The organism is Kitasatospora sp. NPDC087314 (genome assembly GCF_044744365.1).
GTDB lineage: Bacteria > Actinomycetota > Actinomycetes > Streptomycetales > Streptomycetaceae > Kitasatospora.
In genome coordinates this window covers 83244-102450 of the sequence record NZ_JBIUYE010000010.1, presented here as the reverse complement: position 1 = coordinate 102450, position 19207 = coordinate 83244, and the positions used below count along the sequence as shown (strand labels likewise).

Genomic DNA, 19207 nt, shown 5'->3' with positions numbered 1-19207 from the left:
GGTGGGTGGGGTCCTCGCGACCGCGCCCGGAGTCATTGGGTGAGCCGGCGCAGTACGGAGGCCAGGTGGGGCGCTTCCTGGAGGACGAGCGCGGCGCCGCCGCGCGCGCCGGCCTGGGTGGACTCCTCGAAGTCGGCCTGGACCACGTCGGTGGTCGAGTTGACGGCCGGCATGGCGTACCGCCGGATGCCGGTCCGGACGGCGTCGACGACCACCTCGCCGGCGGCCGCGATGGGGCCGCCCACGATGATGCGACCGGGATCGAGGAGGTTGCACAGGTTCGCGAGGGTCCGGCCGACGACGACCATGGCATCGGACAGGACGCCCGCGGCGGCCCGGTCTCCGGACCTGACGGCGGCGACGACATCGGCGATGGTGGCGTCGTCGCCGAGGAGCGGGCGGAGCTGGCCGAGGATGGCGGGGGCGGCGGCCTTCTGGATCAGGCAGCCGCGGTTTCCGCACGGGCAGGGCGGACCGTCGAAGTCGACGGAGACGTGGCCGAGTTCGCCGGCTCCGCCGAGGGCGCCGCGGTGGAGCCTGCCGTCGACGATCAGGGCGGCGCCGATGCCGCTGGTCAGGTTGACGTAGAGCATGCTGGAGGCCCGGCGGCCGGCGCCCCAGAGGTATTCGGCCATGGCCTCCATGCGGGTGTTGTTGTCGACCATGACCGGTTGCCCGAACTGTCGCTCGAACAGGTCCCGGACGTTGAGGCCCGCCCAGGGCTGCCCCGGCAGCGAGGGCCCCACCGCCCCCGTGGCGGTGGTGACTTGTCCGGGCACGCCGATGCCCAGGCCGACCACGTCCTCGTGGCCGAGCCCTTGTGCGGCCAGCGCCCCGTGCAGCAGCTCGGCGGCGGCCCGGACGCGGTCGACGGCCGAGGCGTCGGCGGCGACCGGGACGTCCTGGCTCACCAGTTGGCGGTGCTCCAGGTCGCTGAGGTGCACGGCCACCCGGTCGAGGGTGAAGTCCAGTCCGGCGGCTACGCCCACGTTGCGGCTGATCGCCACCTGTTCCCGCACCCGGCCGTCCAAGCGGTCGGCCGCGGGCACCTCGACCTGAACCAGGACGCCGCGCTCGATCATCTCGTTGACGATCGTGGAGACCGTGGCGCGCGAGACGTCGATCTGACGGGCGATCTCGGCGCGGTGCATGGCGCCGTTCCTCAGCAGGAGCCTCAGGACACGTTCCTGGTTGGTCCGCCGAAGTGACTGAAGGGATCCACCTGTTGCGAGTGACACAGCCGCAGCGTGCCACGGGCCCCAATCTTCGTCAAGACTCCTGCCGAACACATGCCGAGGTTCTGAAGTGTGTTGAGAGTGTTGACACTTGAGGGTGAGTCGCGCCATAACTGTTGGACAGACGAGCGGGAGCTTCCCGGTCCCGTTCACGAAGGTGGGCGCCGATGTTGCCTCGGAATCCCGTGCTTCTTGTCACGGGGGGTCATGGAACCCTCGGGTCGGTCCTGTTGCCGGCGCTGCGCGAATCGTTCTCCCTGAGGGTGGCCGACCGGGTCGGGCCGCGGCGGCCGGGACCGGACGAGATTCTGGTCGGCGACCTGGCCGATCCGGGCTTCGCGGACACGGCCGTCGACGGTGCCGACGCGATCCTGCACCTCGCGGCGGACGCGAGCCCGCGGAGCCCGTGGCCGCGAGTGGCGGCGAACATCGGCATGACCCACAACGTCCTGGCCGCCGCGGCCCGGCACACCGTGCGCCGGATCGTGCTGGCCTCCTCCAATCACGCGGCCGGACTGAATCACCGCCGCGGCACACGTCCCGTCGACCCGGGAGCCGCCGCGGCACCCTGCTGCCCCTACGGCGCCACCAAGCTCGCCGAGGAGGCGCTGGGCGGCCTCCACGCGCTGGACCACGACGCGATCGTCGTCAGCCTGCGCTTCGGCCTGGTCGGTTGGCCGCTCGTGGAGCGCGACTACAACGCGATGTGGCTGTCCGACCGGGACGCCCGAGCACTGGTCCGGGCGGCTCTGCGTGCCTCCGAGTCGGGTGTCCACTTCGGTGTCTCCGGGTACGCGGAGCAGTTCTGGAGCCTGGACAGCGCACGTGCGGACCTTTGCTACGCCCCGGCGGACTGGCTGCCGGCCGATGCCCGCGAGCTGCCCTGGGCCACCGAGGCACCCTGCCGCATGGTCGACCGGGACCGCTGACGTCCGGCACCGCCGACCTCCCGTACCGCCGACCTGCTGCGCCGTTGCAGCTCCTGCACCGCTGATCTCCCGCACCGCGATGTGCCCGAACAAAGGACCTCCCCATGCCCGACCTCACCTCGAAGCTGTCCAGAGCGGGCGCGGCCGTCGCCGCCCTAGCCGCGCTCGCGACCGGGTGCGCGACCACCTCTTCCGGCGGCTCCGGTGGCGAGAGGTCCAAGAGCCTCAGGTACTGGTCGATGTGGACCCAGACCGAGCCGCAGGCCAAGACCCTGCAGAAGTCGATCGACACCTTCACCGCGAAGACCGGCATCCACGTGGACGTGCAGTGGCAGGGCCGCAAGGTCCTCGACAAGGTCGGCCCGGCGCTGCTGGCCGGCGACGCGCCCGACCTCGTCGACCAGGGCTTCGACCGGCTGCTCCCGGCGCTGGCCGCGAACGGCAAGGCCCAGGACCTGACCCCGGTCCTGAGCATGGACACCGGCGAGGGCCGCAAGGTCAGCGATGTCATCCCCGCCAAGTTCCTGGACGTGCTGCCCAAGGGCAAGGACGGCACGCCCTGGATGATCCCCTACGAGTCGGTGTCCGTCTCGCTCTTCTACAACGGCAAGGACCCGCTGGTCGTCCAGCCGCCCAAGACCTGGGACGACCTGCTGGCCATCTGCCAGGCCGCCAAGGCCGCCGGCAAGGCCTGCGTCGGCACCGACGGTGACCAGGGCTGGGCCACCCAGTACTGGTTCGACTACCTGCTCAACCGCAACGGCGGTTCGGTCGCGGCGCTCGCCGCCGACAAGACCGGTGCGGCCTTCAGCGACCCCGCTGTGCTGAAGTCGGCTCAGCAGGTCGCGGAGCTGGTCAAGAACGGCTACCTGGCCAAGGGCTACGACGCGACCAAGTACCCCGAGCAGCAGGGGCACTGGGTCAGCGGCGATTCCGTCTTCTTCCTGATGGGCAGCTGGCTGCCGAGCGAGACGCAGTCCCTCAAGCCGGCGGGCTTCGAGTACAAGTCGGTGGCCTTCCCGACCACCGGCGACCCGAGCAAGAACGCCGTCGACTTCCTGCCCTTCGGTTTCAGTGTCCCCAAGGGCGCCAAGAACGCCGAATCGGCCGAGAAGTTCATCGCCTTCTTCCTGCAGAAGGACCAGCTGGCCGTCGTCTCCACCGATGCCGAGAACATCACCCCTCGCGTTGACATACCGGCCCCCGCCGAGCTCGCCGACGTCGCCCAGCAGCTCAACGGCCAGCCCAGCAGGCTGCCCGACGACAACGCCGACGCCGACTGGCAGGACAAGATCCTGGTCGCCCAGTACAACGACCTGTGGCTCGGTAAGACGGATGCGGCCGGCTTCGCCGCTCACGCCGCCAAGGCCAGCGCGGACTACTGGAAGGCCAAGGGCTGAGCGCGATGACCACCGCTACACAGGCCCACCGCACGCGCGGGCGGCGCGCGGGCCGGCGGCCCGAGGGAAGCCCCATGGAGCGGGCCCAGCGCCGGACGTTCTGGCCCTTCCTCCTGCCCGCCCTGGTCGTCTTCACGCTCTTCTTCGTGGCCCCGATCGTCTTCAGCCTCTGGCTGGGCTTCCAGAGTTGGGACGGAGTCGGCCCTGCGAGCGGGCGCGGGCTGAAGAACTACACCAACCTGCTGCACGACCCGCTGTTCACCACCTCGCTGAGGAACACCGCGCTCATCCTCGTGGTCGGCGGCGCGCTGATCTTCGTGATCAGCTTCGCCATCACCGTGCTGCTGCGCGAGATGCGGGACCAGAAGCTCGTTCGCTACGTCCTGTTCTTCCCCGTGCTGGTCAACCCGCTGGTGTTCGGCGTCATGACCGGACTGCTGTTCCGGCCCACCGGCATCGTCAACGCGCTCCTCGGCGACCTCGGGGTCGGCGACCCGCCGAAGTGGCTGGCCCAGGAGAACCTGATGACGATGATCGTCGCCGTCACCGTGTGGGCCGGCACCGGCTACTACACCACCATCCTGATGTCCGGAGTCGAGCAGATCCCCAGCACCTACTACGAGGCCGCCGAACTCGACGGCGCGGGCGCCTGGGGCCGCTTCCGCCACGTCACCCTGCCACTGTCCTGGGACGTCGTCACGGTCTGCGCCCTGTTGTGGACCATCTCCAGCGTCAAGGTCTTCGAGCTCGTCCTCGTCTTCGGCGGCAGCACCGGCGGCACACCACCCAACAACACCTACACCACCGCGCTGTACGTCTACGAGAGCGCATTCTCCGCCCGCACCACCCGCGACTTCGGGGTCTCCTCCGCAGCCGCCCTGGTCAGCCTGGTCCTCATCGCCGCCGTCGCCGTCCTGTTGCGCCGGATGATGCGCCGCGACGCAATCCAGCTCTCCTAGGGCCCGTCCGGCGGATCTTGCCGGGCCCTAGCCGTACCGCACCCGAAGGAACCACGATGACCGTCACGACACGACCCCCGGACTCCGACCGACGGTCCGGACCCGCCTGGTCGGCGGGCCGCCGCCCGACCCCGGCGCTGCGGCCGCGTCACATCGGCGCTGCCGTGATCCGGGCGCTGTGCGCGGTGAACATCCTGCTGCTGGTATGGATGATCATCACCTCCCTGCGCGACACGAAGGACATCTTCGACCACCCCGTCGGCCTGCCGACCCATCCCGGGTGGGGCAACTACCTCCGGGCTTGGCAGACCGGCGGCTTCGGCGCCGCACTGGTCAACTCCCTGATCGTTTCGGTCGGTTCCGCCGTCATCGCAGTGGCGGTCGCGGCGCCCGCCGCCTACGCGCTGGCTCGCACCAAGCGTCGGGTGGGGAGCCCCGTCACCATGCTGTTCGCCCTCGGCCTCGGCGTCCCCGCCCAGTTGATCATCATCCCGGTGTACGTGGCCTTCGCCAAGACCCAGAACCTCACCCACCTCAAGCTCCTCGACAGCATGCAGGGCCTGATCACCGTCTACGTCGGACTGGCCATGCCCTTCACCGTCTTCCTCCTCACCGGCTACTTCCGCTCCCTGCCGGTCGAGGTCGAGGAGGCCGCCTGCCTGGACGGCGCCGGAGCACTGCGCAGCTTCGTCCAGATCGTGCTGCCCATGGCCCGCACCGGCCTGATCACCGCGTTCACCATGCAGGTGCTCAGCGCCTGGAACGAGACGATGTTCTCGCTGGTGATGCTCACCAGCGACGGGAACAGGACGCTGCCGGTCGCGCTGCTGTCGTTCATCGACCAGCAGCAGTTCCAGGGCACCGACTGGGGCGGCATGTTCGCCGGTGTCGTCATCATCATGTTGCCGGTCCTGATCCTGTTCGTCGTCCTCGGCCAGCGCCTGATCGCCGGCATGACCGCGGGGGTGAGCAAGTGACCACCCGCGCCGCCGACGGCCACAGCCGGCTCACCACCGAGCTGCGGATCCACCGGCTGGTCGCCATCCTCCGTGCGGACAGCGGATCCGGCCTCCGCACGGCGATCGACGCCCTCGTCGACGCCGGCATCCGCTGCCTGGAGGTCACCCTGCCCACCCCCGGCAGCCTGCGGGCCGTCGCCGGCGCCCGAACCCGGTACGGCGACGACATCACCATCGGTGTGGGCACCGTTCTCGACATCGCGGACGCCAACCGCGCGGCCGACGCGGGCGCCCGGTTCGTCGTCAGCCCCAACGTGCAGCCGCAGGTCATCGAGACCGCCCGGGAACTCGGCCTGGGCGCCCTGCCCGGCGTCTTCACCCCCACCGAGGCACTCGACGCCATGGCAGCCGGCGCGACCGCCGCCAAGCTCTTTCCCGCCTCGGCCCTGGGACCGTCGTTCGCCACCGCCCTGCACGCCCCGCTGCCCGAACTGCCGCTGGTGCCGGTCGGGGGCATCGGCCTCACGGACGTCCAGCCGTGGCTCCGGGCCGGTGCGCTCGCCGTCGGTGTCGGTTCCCCCCTGCTGGGCGACGCCCTCGACGGAGGCGACATCGATGCCCTGCGCAGGCGCGCCGCCGAGTTCGTCACGGCCGCACTGGGAGGGGCGGGCCATGGCTGAGCTGGTGACCATCGGGGAGACCATGGCCGCGCTCAGCCCCAACCGCATCGGACCGCTGCGCCACGCCGGCACACTGGAACTGTCCATCGCAGGCGCCGAGTCCACCGTGGCCATCGGGGCCAGCCGGCTCGGCCGCACCGCCGCGTGGGTCGGGCGGCTCGGCGCGGACGAGTTCGGGCAGCTGGTCCGGATGACCCTGCGTGGTGAGGGCGTCGACGTGCATGCCGCCGTGGACCCCGCCGCCCCGACCGGATTGATGATCAAGGAGAGGCGAACCGCCGACCGGCGACGGGTCCACTACTACCGCGCCCACTCGGCCGGATCCCGGCTCGGCCCCGACGACATCCCGCACCGCCTGATCGAGCGGGCGGCCGTGCTGCACACCACGGCGATCACGCTCGCACTGTCCGGCAGCGCCGGCGCTACCGTGCACGACGCCGTCCACCGCGCCCGGGCCGCCGGCGTGACGGTGTCGTTCGACGCCAACCACCGGGCGAAGCTGTGGCAGCTGCCGGAGTACCGACAGGCCGTCACCGTCCTGATGCCCCAGCTGGATCTGCTCTTCGCCAGCCTGGACGAGGCACAGAGCCTACTTCGGACCGACAACACCGATCCGGCCGAGCTCGCGGGCATGTTGCTGGATCGCGGCCCGCGCACCGTCGTCATCACGCTCGGGGCGAGGGGCGCGCTCTCGGCGGGCCCGTCGGGTGTCGTGCGCACCGATGCGGTCCGGGTCAGCGAGACCGATCCGGTCGGCGCCGGGGACTCGTTCGTCGCGGGCTACCTCTGCGCCGTCCTCGCCGGTCGGGACGAGCGCGGCCGCCTCGGTCTGGCCGCCCAGGTGGCCGCGTACTCCGTATCGGCCCAGGGCGATTGGGAGGGGCTGCCCACAGCCGACGAACTGGCCCAGACCCCAGCGGCCACGGACGTCAGCCGCTGACCCAGGACCCCGTCGTCGCGGCACTCCGCCCCGATCGCCGTGAGGACGGGCGCACCACCCGATCGGCTCTCATCCAACCCCCACGTGGAACGAGGTCCCTTCCATGCGTCCGATCAGGCTCGTCCGACTCATCCGCCCAACGGCCGCGCTGGCCGCAGCCGGCTGCGTCGCAGGGCTCACGCTGGCCGTCACCGCCCCCACCGCCGCCGCGGCCACCGGCACCGGCCCGGTCACCGGCCTGGCCGGCAAGTGCCTCACCGACGCCGGCGGGTCCACCGCCGACGGCAACCCGATCACCCTGTCCGGCTGTGACGGCTCAGCCTCGCAGATCTGGAAGCTGGCCACCGACGGCAGCGTCCGGGTCCTCGGCAAGTGCCTCGACGTCACCGGCGCCAACACCGCGCCCGGCACCCCGCTGCAGCTGTACTCCTGCAATGGCACCGGCGCCCAGCGCTGGGGCGTCGCCGTGGACGGCACCCTGGTCAACGCCAAGTCCGGCAACTGCCTGGACGTCGGTGGCGGTTCCGCCGCGGACGGCGCCCGAACCGTCATCGCCACCTGTACCCCGGGCAGCGCGGGCCAGCAGTGGCAGCCGCCCGCGACCGACTGCCCCGCCCCCACAGACCCTGGCCCCCAGCGCTCCACCGCCGGCGTCGCCACCGGCCTCCTGCCGCAGGCCGCCGGCGGCCTCGCCCCGCTCAGCTGGTCCGCCACCGGCCTGCCGGCCGGACTGAGCATCAACTACTCCACCGGCACCATCGTCGGCACCCCCACGGGCAGCGGCTCCTCCACCGTCACCCTCACCGCGACCGACAGCCGGGGCAGCACCGGCAGCACCACCTTCGGCTGGACGGTCAACGCAGCGGACACCGCCGCGAGTTGGTACCTGGACTGCTCCGCAGCCACCAACGGCTCCGGCACCGAGGACGCCCCGTGGAACAGTCTGGGTACGGCGAACGCCCGTACCTTCCAGCCCGGTGACGCGCTGCTGCTCAAGGCCGGAGCCACCTGCAACGGCCAACTCGCCCCCCAGGGCAACGGCAGCGCCACCGCACCGATCACCATCGGCTCCTATGGCGGCAGCGCGCGCCCGACCGTCGCCGGCGGCGGCCTCAGTGGGGCCACCGGTGCGGCCGTCCTGCTGCACAACCAGTCCTACTGGATCGTCCAGGGTCTGGAGGTCACCAACAACGCCGCCACCGAGGCGTGGCGCTCGGGCATCAACGTCGTCGTCGACGACCTCGCCGAACACGACGGCATCACCATCCGCGACAACCTCGTCCACGACGTCATGGGCAGCTCCGACCGGGGCGCCGACCACAAGGGTTTCTACCTCTCCCACGGCGTCGGCGCCGACCTGCCCGTCAACGGCGGCTTCGTCAAGGGCCTGACCATCGCCGACAACTACGTCCGCGACAGCCACGTCAACGGCATCGGCCTCTACGGCAACCAGGACAACGGCGGCGACAACAACAACGCCGTCCACAACCGGTTCGTCCACATCACCGGCAACACCATCGAGCGCAACACCAGCGACGGCATCGTCATCTGCGTCTCCGACTCGCCGCTCGTCGAGTACAACGTCTCCGACCTCGCCGGCACCAACGCCGTCAACCCCCAGAACATCGCCGGCATCTGGGGCTGGGCCGACGACAGCCCCACCTTCCAGCACAACGAGGTGTCCAATCTGGTCGTCCATACCAATGACAGCGAGGCGTGGGACTGCGACGGCTACATGACGGGCGTGTGCAGCTACCAGCACAACTACGACCACAACAACTACGGCGGGATCCTGCTCAACTGCCTGGCCTGCGGCGGCGGCTACAACGCGTCGATCGTGTTCCGGGACAACGTGTCGGTGGACGACTGCCGGATCGTCAGCAACGGTGGCAGCAGCGCCATCAGCTTCCTGTTCGCCAACAACACCATCGACTGCGGCGGCAAGCACTCCGACATCGGACTGCTGGCGGACACCACCGTCGCCAACAACGTCTTCGCGGGTGCGGCAGCCGGCTCCACCCTGCCCACCGGGCCGGCCTACCAGCACAACACCTACACCGGGTTCGCCGCACCCAGCAGCGACCCCGCCCCCTCCACCGTCGACCCCCGGTTCACCGCGCCCGGTAGCGCCGACTACGGCATCAACTCCGTCGGCGGCTACCAACTGGGCGTCGACTCGCCCGCGTACCGGAGCGGCATCGCCCTGAGCGGCGCGAGCGCGACCGACTACTGGGGCAACGCCACCAGCGCCGCCACCCCCAACCGCGGTGCCTACGGCGGCCCCGCCCTCGGAGCCGCCACCTGCACCGACGACAGTTCCGCGGCCATCGGCTACTCCGGCGGCTGGGATTCCTCCGGCAGTGCGGGCTGCGGCAGCGGCCTGGACCACTGGAGCAACTCCACCGGCGCCACGGCCGACTTCACCTTCACCGGCACCGAGTTGACCTACTACGGATCGCAGACCCCCGACAACGGCATCGCCGCCCTGAGCATCGACGGCGCCCCGGCGGTCGACGTCAACCTCTACGCCCCCGTCAAGCGGCTCGGCCTCCCGCTCTACACCAGCCCCGTCCTCGCCGCGGGCACCCACCGGGTGACCGTCACGGTCAGCGGGCGCAAGGACCCGCGGTCCACGGGCGGCTACGTCAGCCTGGATGCCTTCGCCGTGCGGTAAGGCGCGGCCGGGGCTGTCAGCCCGGCTGGGCCACGGCGATCGGCCGCCGTGGCCCAGCCGGGGATTCGGCATGCTTGCTTTCGAGAGGTTCTGTTAATTCCTTGCAGAATGCAGCAATGGAGACAGATCTTGAATGCAAGGAAAGGAGTCGCCGGGCTCGATGCCATGCCGCTCGTCGTGGGTTCTGGGGGGTGGGCCGAGTCCTTCCAGAAGTATTGACAGTACTTCAGGGCAGGTGTTGTATCTGGTATCGCGTTGATTAGTTGAAGCCAAGGCCCTGCCTGCTCGACCGCCCGGGTCTCCCCAGCCCAGCCATCCCCCCACCGAGCTGCCGGCCCGTGGCGACGGCGCGTCTCGACTTCAGCGTCCGCGGTTCGATCTTCCGCATGCCCTGGAGGCTCCCCCATGCGCAGAAGCACCGCTCCTCCCGGACTCGGCCGCGTGGCCGTGGTCCTGACAGCCCTGGCCGGCTCGCTGCTCGCGACCTACTCCGTCGCTCCGACCGCATCGGCGGTCTCGACCGCCTGTCCGTGGGTGGGTTCGAACGATCCGATCCCGCAACGCGTGGACCAGCTACTCTCGCACATGTCGCTCGATCAGAAGATCCAGCTGCTGACCGGGAAGAGTACCTCCTACGCCGGCTTCACGCCCGCGATCGGCTCGCTGTGCATCCCCGTGATGAACCTGGAGGACGGCCCGGCCGGTGTGGCGGACGGCATGGGGAACGTCACCCAACTCCCGGCCCCCGTAGGTGCCGCCGCGACCTGGGACACCGCGGCCGAGCAGGCCTACGGGCAGGTCACCGGTTCGGAGCAGGTCGCCAAGGGCTCGACGGTCGACCTGGGGCCGACGATCAACATCGTGCGGGATCCGCGCTGGGGCCGCGCGTTCGAGTCGATCGGTGAGGATCCGTACCTCAACGGGCAGATGGGGGCGGTGAACATCCGCGGTGTGCAGTCCACCGGGATGATGGCGCAGGTCAAGCATGTCGCGGCGTACAACCAGGAGACCGGCCGCGGAACGACTGCGGACAACGTGATCGCCGGCGACAGGACCCTGCAGGAGATCTACCTGCCGGCCTTCCAGACGGCGATGCAGCAGGCCGCGCCGTCCTCGGCGATGTGCTCCTACAACATGATCAACGGCAGCTACGCCTGTGAGAACAAGCAGATCCTCGACACGGTGCTGCGCAAGCAGTTCGGCTTCACCGGGTTCATCACCTCCGACTGGGGCGCCACCCACTCCACCGTGCCCACGGTGGACGCCACCATGGACCAGGAGATGCCGGGGGACAGCACGGTCTGGGGCAACACCTCCCACTTCTACGGCGCCGCGCTGAAGTCGGCCGTGACGTCGGGTCAGGTGAGCCAGTCGCTGATCGACGCGTCCGCCTCGCGGATCCTCACCCAGATGTTCGGCTTCGGCCTCTTCGACAAGCCGTCAACCGGCTCCGCGACCCAGCCGGCGACCTCGGCCGATCACCGGGCCACTGGCGAGCACATCGCCGAGGAGGGGACGGTGCTGCTGAAGAACTCCGGCAACGTCCTGCCGCTCGGTTCCTCGGACACGTCCATCGCCGTCATCGGCTCGGACGCCTCGACCGGTGCGATGACCGCTGGGGGCGGCAGCGCCGGCGTCGGCTCCAGCGGGCCGGTCACGACTCCGCTGCAGGGGATCGAGGCGGCCGCGCCGACGGGGACCACCGTGGGCTACGACGACGGCAGCAACGCCGCCTCGGCCGCGGTACTCGCGGCCAAGTCCAGCGTCGCGGTGGTCTTCGTCGGCAACCCCGGGGGCGAGACCTGGGACCTGGGCGGCATCGACCTGTCCGGGTCGGACAACGCGTTGATCTCGGCGGTGGCGGCGGCCAACCCGAACACCGTCGTGGTGCTCAACACCGGCTCGGCGGTCACCATGCCGTGGGTCAACTCGGTCAAGGGCGTGCTGGAGGCCTGGTACCCCGGCCAGAGCGACGGCACCGCGATCGCCCACATCCTGTTCGGAACGACGAACCCGTCCGGGCACCTCCCGGTCACGTTCCCGGTCGACCAGTCCCAGCTGCCCGCGCGGACGGCCGCGCAGTGGCCGGGCAGCAGCGGACAGGTGCAGTACTCCGAGGGCGTCGAGGTCGGCTACCGCTGGTACGACAGCAAGGGCATCCAGCCGCTCTTCCCGTTCGGCTACGGCCTGTCGTACACCAGCTTCGCGTTCAGCGACGTGCACGTCAGCGCGCTGCCGCGGGGTGGTGCGGCCACGGTGACCGCGACCGTGACGAACACCGGCAGCCGGCAGGGTGCGGACGTCGCCCAGCTGTACGTGAGCTCCCCGGCCGCGTCGGGGCAGCCGCCGCGCTCGCTGCAGGGCTTCGCCCGGGTGGACCTGCAGCCGGGGCAGAGCCAGCAGGTCACCTTCCCGCTGACCGAGCAGAACCTGCACCACTGGGACGGGACCACCGGTGGTTGGGCCACCAGCACCGGTGACTACACCCTCGCGGTCGGCGACGCCGACTCCGCCCAGGCGCTCACCGCGACCACCACGCTGACCGTCGCCGCGGACCAACTCGGGCAGCCCCTGACCGTCACCGGCCCCGGCCCGCAGGAGGGCCCGGCCGGCACCGCCGTCACCTTCCAGGCGGCGGCGAACGACACCAGCGCCGGCCAGAGCCCGGCCTTCTCCGCCACCGGCCTGCCCACCGGCCTCTCGATCTCGTCCGCCGGCCGGATCACCGGCACCCCCACCACCCCCGGCACCTACACCACCACGCTCACCGCGACCGACGCCAACGGTGCCCAGGACCGGACCACCTTCGTCTGGACCATCGTCCCGTCCTCCGCCGGCATCGCCACCACCCCGATCGTCGGCTACCAGGGCCTGTGCATGGACGTCTCCGGGGCCTCGAACACCGACGGGACAGCAGTCCAGGGCTACACCTGCAACGGCACCAACGCGCAGCAGTGGTACCAGGGTTCGGACGGGACCGTGCAGACCATGGGCAAGTGCCTGGAGGCGACCGGCGGCGGCACCGCGGCCGGTACGCAGGTGGACCTGTCCACCTGCGACGGCGGCCCCGGCCAACAGTGGCAGCAGTACACCGGCTCCGCGCTCCGGAACCCCGCCTCCGGCCGGTGCGTGGACGCCGGGAGCGGCGGCTCCGGCACCCGACTGCGGATCGCCGACTGCACCGGCGCCGCCGACCAGGTCTGGGCCTCGGCCGCGGCCCGCACCGGCACCGTGACCGGCTACGGCTCCCTGTGCCTGGACGTGCGGGGCGCGAACAGCACCGACCGCACCCCGGTGCAGCTCTACGGCTGCACCAGCGGCAACACCGCCCAGCAGTGGACCGTCGGCCCCGACGGGACGGTGCGGGCGCTCGGCAAGTGCCTGGACGTGACGGGCGCCGGCACCGCGAACGGCACCAAGGTCCAGCTCTACACCTGCAACCGCACCGGCGCACAGAACTGGCAGCCCCGCGCCGACGGCAGCCTGGTCAACCCGAACTCCGGCAAGTGCCTCGACGACACCGGCTCCGGCCCCGCCGGTACTCAGCTGGAGCTCTGGGACTGCTGGGGCGGCGCCAACCAGAAGTGGAAGCTGCCCGTCTGATCTGATCCAGCGCCACCGGTCCTCCTGGGGCCGGTCCTCCTGCGGCCGGTCCGGACTCCGAGCCGGCCGGCCCGACCCGCCCGCTTCCCCACCAGCTCTCCTCCCTGGAGCCGTCATGGCGACCCAAAGAGCACACCGCAGCGTCCTGCCCCTGGTGCTCGTCCTCCTGCTCGGCGCACTCACCGGTCTGGCCTGGCCGACCGCGGCGCGAGCCGCCACCACGACCTCGATCACGATCGACGGCACCCAGCCGGGCAGCACCTTCGACGGCGTCGGCGCGATCTCCGGCGGCGGCGGCAACACCCGGCTGCTGATCGACTACCCGGAGCCGCAGCGCAGCCAGCTGCTGGACTACCTCTTCAAACCCGGCTACGGCGCCAGCCTGCAGATCCTCAAGATCGAGATCGGCGGCGACACCAACTCCACCGACGGTGCCGAGGCCAGCCACGAGCACACCGAGGGCGCGGTTGACTGCGACCAGGGCTACGAGTGGTGGCTCGCCGAGCAGGCCAAGGCCCGCAACCCCGACATCAAGCTCTACGGCCTCGCCTGGGGCGCACCCGGCTGGGTCGGCGGCGGCAGCAACACCTTCTACACCACCAAGGCGATCACCTACCTGATGGACTGGATGGGCTGCGCCGCCCAGCACGACCTCGCCATCGACTACCTCGGCGGCTGGAACGAGCGCGGCTACGATGCGAGTTGGTACAAGAACCTGAAATCCACCCTGGTCGCCCGCGGCTACGGGGCCACCAAGGTGGTCGCGTCCGACGACAACTGGTCGGTGGCCGACGCGATGGCCGGCGACCCGGCGTTCAAGAGCGCGGTGGACATCGTCGGCGTCCACTACCCCTGCGGCTACCTCGGCAGCTACACCTCCTGCCCGAGCACCGCGAACGCCCAGGGCCTCGGAAAGCCCCTGTGGGCCAGTGAGAACGGCTCGGAGGACGCCAACGACGGAGCCGGGCCGGTGGCACGGGCGATCAACCGCGACTACATCGACGGCCGGATGACCAGCTACCTCAACTGGCCGGTCATCGCCGCCCTGTACCCGAACCTGTTCTTCTCCACCGACGGCATGTCGATCGCCAACCAGCCCTGGTCCGGCAACTACAGCATCGGCAGGACGACCTGGGTCACCGCGCACACCACGCAGTTCACCCGGCCCGGGTGGCACTACATCGACTCGGCCGACGGGTACCTCGGCGGCGACCGTACCAACGGCAGCTACGTGACGCTGAGGTCGACCGACAGCACCGACTACAGCACGGTGCTCGAGACGATGGACGCCAAGGCCGCGCAGACCGCGAGCCTCACGGTCGCCGGCGGGCTCTCCACCGGCACGGTCCACGTCTGGGCCACCAACGTCAACTCCACCAACCCCGCGGACCACTTCGTGCGCCAGGCCGACATCACTCCGACGGGCGGCCGCTACAGCCTGACCCTGCAGCCGGGCTACGTCTACACCGTGACCACCACCGACACCGTTCCGGGGACCACGGCCGCCCAGGGCAAGGGCACCGCGAACCCGCCGGCCGCGGCACCGCTCGCGCTGCCGTACAGCGACGACTTCAGCGGCCCGACCGACAGCACCTCGCCCAAGTACTTCACCGACATGAACGGCGCCTTCGCCAAGGTCCCCTGCGCCGCGGGCCAACCCGGCACCTGCCTGCAGCAGATGGCCACCAGCACCCCGGTGCGGTGGGACAACGAGCCCTACTATGCCCCCTACACCATCATGGGCGACGGCAGCTGGAGCAACTACACCGTCTCCTCGAAGGTGCTGCTGCAGCAGCAGGGCAGCGTCGAGCTGCTCGGCCGTGTCGGCCAGCAGGGCCGCAACGACAACGGCCTGAACGCCTACCACCTTCGAGTCTCCGACACCGGCGCCTGGTCGATCCAGCGCAGCGACCTCAGCTGGAACTTCACCACCCTCGCCCAGGGCACCGCCGCCGCGCTCGGCACCGGCAACTGGCACACCGTCGCCCTCACCATGCAGGGCGACACCCTCACCGCCGCGATCGACGGCGCGACGGTCGGCTCCATCAGCGACAGCACCTTCTCCAGCGGCCTGGCCGGTCTCGGCGTGGTGGGCTACCAGAGCGACCAGTTCGCGCAGTTCGCCCTGACCCCGGGAACCAACCCCACCGGGTACGGCAGCAACCTCGGCTTCGAGTCCGGCGACTGCACGCACTGGAACTGCTACGGCGGAGCCGCCGTGGTGGCCGGCAACGCGCACTCCGGCAACGACAGCGTCCAGCTGCCGCCGAACTCGGGGGCGAACCAGACCATCACCGGACTGACCCCGAACACCACCTACGACCTGACCGGCTGGGCGAAGAGCGGCACGGCCGGCCAGTGCGTCTACCTCGGCGTCAAGGACTTCGGCGGCACCGAGACCCGCAGCTGCCTCTCCGACACCTCCTACACCCAGTGGGTGGTCCAGTTCACCACCGGCGCGAGCAGCACCAGCGCCACGATCTACGAGTGGAGCCCGCCAGGCAACACCGCCACCGGCTGGGGCGACGACCTGTCCCTCAGCACCCACCCCGTGACCGGCGCACTGGTCCTGGCCGCCTCTAACAGTTGCCTGGACGTGCCGGCCCAGACCAAGACCCCCGGCACCCAGGTCGAGATCTGGACCTGCAACGGCGGCACCAACCAGACCTGGACCCACACCGCTGCCAACACCCTGACGGTCTACTCCGGAACCGATCAGCGGTGCCTCGACGACCTCAAATTCAACCCGGCTCCCGGCGCACCGGTCGGCATCTGGAGCTGCAACAACGGCGCCAACCAGCAGTGGCACCTCAACCCGGACGCCACCGTCACCACACCCGCCGCCCCGGGCCTGTGTCTCGGCGCACCCGCCGGCCAGACCGCCGCCGGCACGTTGCTCAGCCTCCAGGCCTGCAGCGCAGGCTCCACTTCACAGAGGTGGAGCCTGCGCTGACCTGAGCTGGTCGGGCCCGGGCAGCCGGCCCGGGCCCGACCGGCACCAACCCAGGACCTCGGACGTACCTCCACACGCCGGGACCTGGACGGCGGGCCGTGAGGCCGCCAACTCTCCTGGAATCCGCGGCGTGCCGGAGCGGCATGCAGAAAGAGGAACCGATGTCCCGGACCCCATCGGCGAGCCGCTGGCGCTCCCGCATCATTCCTATGATCACCCTCTGCCTGGCAGGCGCGGGCCTGGGGCTGGCGCCGGCCACCACGGCATCGGCGGCGGGCCCGGGTTCGACGGCCTGGAGCGACGGCGGGTTCTCCGTCGACACTCCCGATGTCGTGCGCCGGTCGGACATCGTCCTGGGGGCGGCGAACACCAGCGCGTCCCAGTTCGTGCCGCTGGGCAACGGGACGCTGGGCGCGGCGGTATGGGCGGCCAACGGGTTCACCGCGCAGCTCAACCGGTCCGACACCTTTCCCGCCCGCAAGTCCCCCGGTCAGGTCGTCATCCCCGGGCTGTCGCGGCTGACCGGTGCCGCGGACTTCAGCGGGTATCTCGACGTCTACGACGGGATGCTGCACGAGTCCGGCGGCGGGATGACCCTCACCGCCTACCTGCGGGCCGACACCGCCGAGCTGGTCGTCGACGTCACCGGAGCCGATCCGGACAGCACGCAGACCGCGCAGGTCAAGCTCTGGAGCGGCCGTTCGCCGTCCGCGTCGGCCTCGGGCGGCACGGCGGCGCTGGCCGAGACCTGGGTGGACGACCGGGGCCAGGGTGCGTCCGGTCAGACCTTCGGATCGCTGGCCGGGGCGAGTGCGGGCGGGCGCAACGTGGTGGCCTCGAACCCCGACCCGCTGACCGTGCAGGTGGTCTTCAATCCGAACGCCGACGGCACCTTCCGCGTCGTCGTCGCCGCGCCTTCCTGGACCGGCGGTGATGCGCTCGGCACCGTGAACTCCGTCATCGACGCCGACACCACCCAGCCGAGTTCGGCGCTGAGCGCGGCCCACCTGACGTGGTGGCACGACTACTGGGGCTCGGCCGGTCTCATCAAGATCTCCTCCTCGGACGGTTCCGGCGAGTACGTCGAGAACCTGCGCACCCTCTACCTCTACGACGCCGCTGCCGAGCGCGGCGGGTCGACCCCGGGGTCGCATGCCGGCGTCGCGGACCTGTTCGACTTCGCCGGTGACCGCCAGGACTGGGACCCGGCCGCGTACTGGCTGTGGAACCTGCGGATGCAGGTCCAGGCCAACCTGTCCGCCGGTGAAGCAAGCCTCAACGACCCGTTCCTCGACCTCTACGCGAGCAACGTCGACAACATCTCCGCCTGGACAGCGTCGAAGGTGCCCGGCACGGCAGGGCTCTGTGTCCCGGAGACGATGCGGTTCAACGGCAACGGCTACTACAGCGGTGGCGAGAGCGGCGCGTCCTGCGACGTGGCGATCACGCCGACCTGGAACTCCCTGACCTTCTCCAGCGGCGCCGAAGCCGCCCTGTGGGCATGGCAGGAGTATCTCGCGACCGACAACCTGTCGCTCCTGCAGACCAACTACCCGCTGATCAGCGGTGCCGCGAGGTTCCTGCTCTCGGTCGCGACCAGCGGCTCGGACGGACTGCTGCACACGCAGGCCAACGCCCACGAGACCCAGTGGAACGTCACGGATCCCGTCACGGACATCGCCGCGATGCGGGCTCTGTTCCCGGTCGCGGTGCAGGCCGCGCAGACCCTGGGCACCGACGCCGAGCTGGTCGGCCGGCTGAACGCCGCGATCCCCCGGATTCCGCCGCTGCCCCGCACCGACACCGCCACCCAGTCCCACGTGCTGGCGCCCTCCGCCGACGCCGGCGGCAACGACATGATCGCCCTGTCGGGGCAGCCCACCGCTCCCCGGCACAACGTCGAGAACCTCGGCCTGGAAGCCGTGTGGCCGTACAACCTGATCGGCGACAACTCCCAGGACACCGCGCTGGCCAAGCGCACCTACACCTCACGCAGCTACGTCAACGCCAACGACTGGTCCAACGATTCGCTGCACGCCGCCCGGCTCGGCCTCGCGAGCGAGGTCAAGAACGACCTGCTCGCCGCCACCCGGTCCTTTCAGAAGTTCCCCTCCGGCCTGGCGCTCCTCACCGGCGGCGCTCCCTACGATCAGCAGCCCTACGTCGAGCAGTCCGGCGTCGTCGCCGCCGCCGTGAGCGAGGCACTCGTCCAGGACTATGACGGCCTGCTGCGCATCGCCCCGGCCTGGCCGACGGACTGGACCGGCGAGGGCACGGTCCACGTCCAGCACAACACCAAGGTCGACGTCCAGGTCAGCGGCGGCACACCCACCACCGTCGCCATCGAGGCCGGCGCCGACCGGACCATGCAGGTACGCAGCCCCTGGCCCGGTCAGCCGGTCCAGGTCGTCGACGGTTCGAGCGGCGCGGTCGTCGTCGGGTCCACCACGGCCCAGACGCTCTCGGTTCCGGTCACATCCGGTCACTCCTACCTCGTGGAACAGACGTCCGCCCCCACGACCGGGCTGGCCTTCGCGCAGATCAGTGGAAGCCCCGCGACCGTGGCCACGCACCTCGGCCCCGTCCAGATCGGCCTGGACGGAACGGACGGCGCCGCTGCCGCCCCGGCGAGCAGATTCAGTGCCGTTCACGCGTACCAGAAGTGACGAAGTGTCAGTCGAAGCACCGGAAGTCGTTCCACCGCAGCGGTGGTGGACCGGGGCGAAGTTTCCGCAGTCCTTCACGAGGAAGGTCGCGTTTCAATGGACGATCACGGTTTCCCGGCAGAACACGGACGGTCCCGGCCTGGAGCGCGGCGCCCCAGGCCGACCCGGGGCCGCACAGCCGGCGCCGTACTGTTGGTCGGTTGCCTGAT

11 protein-coding genes are annotated in these 19207 nt (G+C 70.6%); 10 read left to right on the top strand and 1 reads right to left on the bottom strand.

The genetic code is table 11. From position 1 onward, the window contains the following. Nucleotides 1–32: 32 nt before the first annotated feature. The gene (locus ACIO5E_RS22435) at nucleotides 33–1346 is read right to left on the bottom strand and encodes an ROK family protein (RefSeq protein ID WP_400670530.1); all 1314 of its coding nucleotides are present in this window, start codon (nucleotides 1344–1346) and stop codon (nucleotides 33–35) included. A gap of 56 nt (nucleotides 1347–1402) precedes the next feature. Between ACIO5E_RS22435 and ACIO5E_RS22430 the strand changes: the two genes are divergently transcribed. From ACIO5E_RS22430 to ACIO5E_RS22385, 10 genes are all read left to right on the top strand, one after another. Next, nucleotides 1403–2164, top strand: a complete 762-nt coding sequence (locus tag ACIO5E_RS22430) for an NAD-dependent epimerase/dehydratase family protein (RefSeq protein WP_400670527.1) — start codon at nucleotides 1403–1405, stop codon at nucleotides 2162–2164. Between the two features lie 104 nt (nucleotides 2165–2268). Beyond that, nucleotides 2269–3564 carry an extracellular solute-binding protein gene (locus tag ACIO5E_RS22425; RefSeq protein WP_400670524.1) on the top strand — a complete coding sequence of 432 codons (1296 nt, stop codon included), beginning with the start codon at nucleotides 2269–2271 and terminating at the stop codon, nucleotides 3562–3564. Between the two features lie 74 nt (nucleotides 3565–3638). Further along, a complete protein-coding gene (locus tag ACIO5E_RS22420; RefSeq protein WP_400670521.1) occupies nucleotides 3639–4523 on the top strand; it encodes a carbohydrate ABC transporter permease in 885 nt (294 codons plus the stop codon). 56 nt (nucleotides 4524–4579) lie between these two features. Next, on the top strand, nucleotides 4580–5500 hold the full coding sequence (locus ACIO5E_RS22415) for a carbohydrate ABC transporter permease (protein WP_400670518.1): 921 nt from the start codon (nucleotides 4580–4582) through the stop codon (nucleotides 5498–5500). After that, nucleotides 5497–6162: a bifunctional 4-hydroxy-2-oxoglutarate aldolase/2-dehydro-3-deoxy-phosphogluconate aldolase gene (locus ACIO5E_RS22410; protein WP_400670515.1), complete on the top strand. Its 666-nt coding sequence runs from the start codon at nucleotides 5497–5499 to the stop codon at nucleotides 6160–6162. The genes ACIO5E_RS22415 and ACIO5E_RS22410 overlap by 4 nt, the downstream gene beginning before the upstream one ends. After that, nucleotides 6155–7102 (top strand): sugar kinase, encoded by a 948-nt coding sequence (locus ACIO5E_RS22405; protein ID WP_400670512.1) that lies wholly within the window; start codon nucleotides 6155–6157, stop codon nucleotides 7100–7102. Before ACIO5E_RS22410 ends, ACIO5E_RS22405 begins: the two co-directional genes overlap by 8 nt. A 103-nt stretch (nucleotides 7103–7205) precedes the next feature. Then, nucleotides 7206–9776, top strand: a complete 2571-nt coding sequence (locus tag ACIO5E_RS22400; protein WP_400670509.1) for a ricin-type beta-trefoil lectin domain protein — start codon at nucleotides 7206–7208, stop codon at nucleotides 9774–9776. Nucleotides 9777–10181: 405 nt separating this feature from the next. Further along, nucleotides 10182–13379: a glycoside hydrolase family 3 C-terminal domain-containing protein gene (locus ACIO5E_RS22395; RefSeq protein ID WP_400670506.1), complete on the top strand. Its 3198-nt coding sequence runs from the start codon at nucleotides 10182–10184 to the stop codon at nucleotides 13377–13379. Between the two features lie 115 nt (nucleotides 13380–13494). Further along, nucleotides 13495–16332, top strand: a complete 2838-nt coding sequence (locus tag ACIO5E_RS22390) for a ricin-type beta-trefoil lectin domain protein (RefSeq protein ID WP_400670503.1) — start codon at nucleotides 13495–13497, stop codon at nucleotides 16330–16332. A gap of 209 nt (nucleotides 16333–16541) precedes the next feature. Continuing rightward, a complete protein-coding gene (locus ACIO5E_RS22385; RefSeq protein WP_400670501.1) occupies nucleotides 16542–18998 on the top strand; it encodes a glycosyl hydrolase family 95 catalytic domain-containing protein in 2457 nt (818 codons plus the stop codon). The last annotated feature ends 209 nt before the right edge of the window (nucleotides 18999–19207 follow it).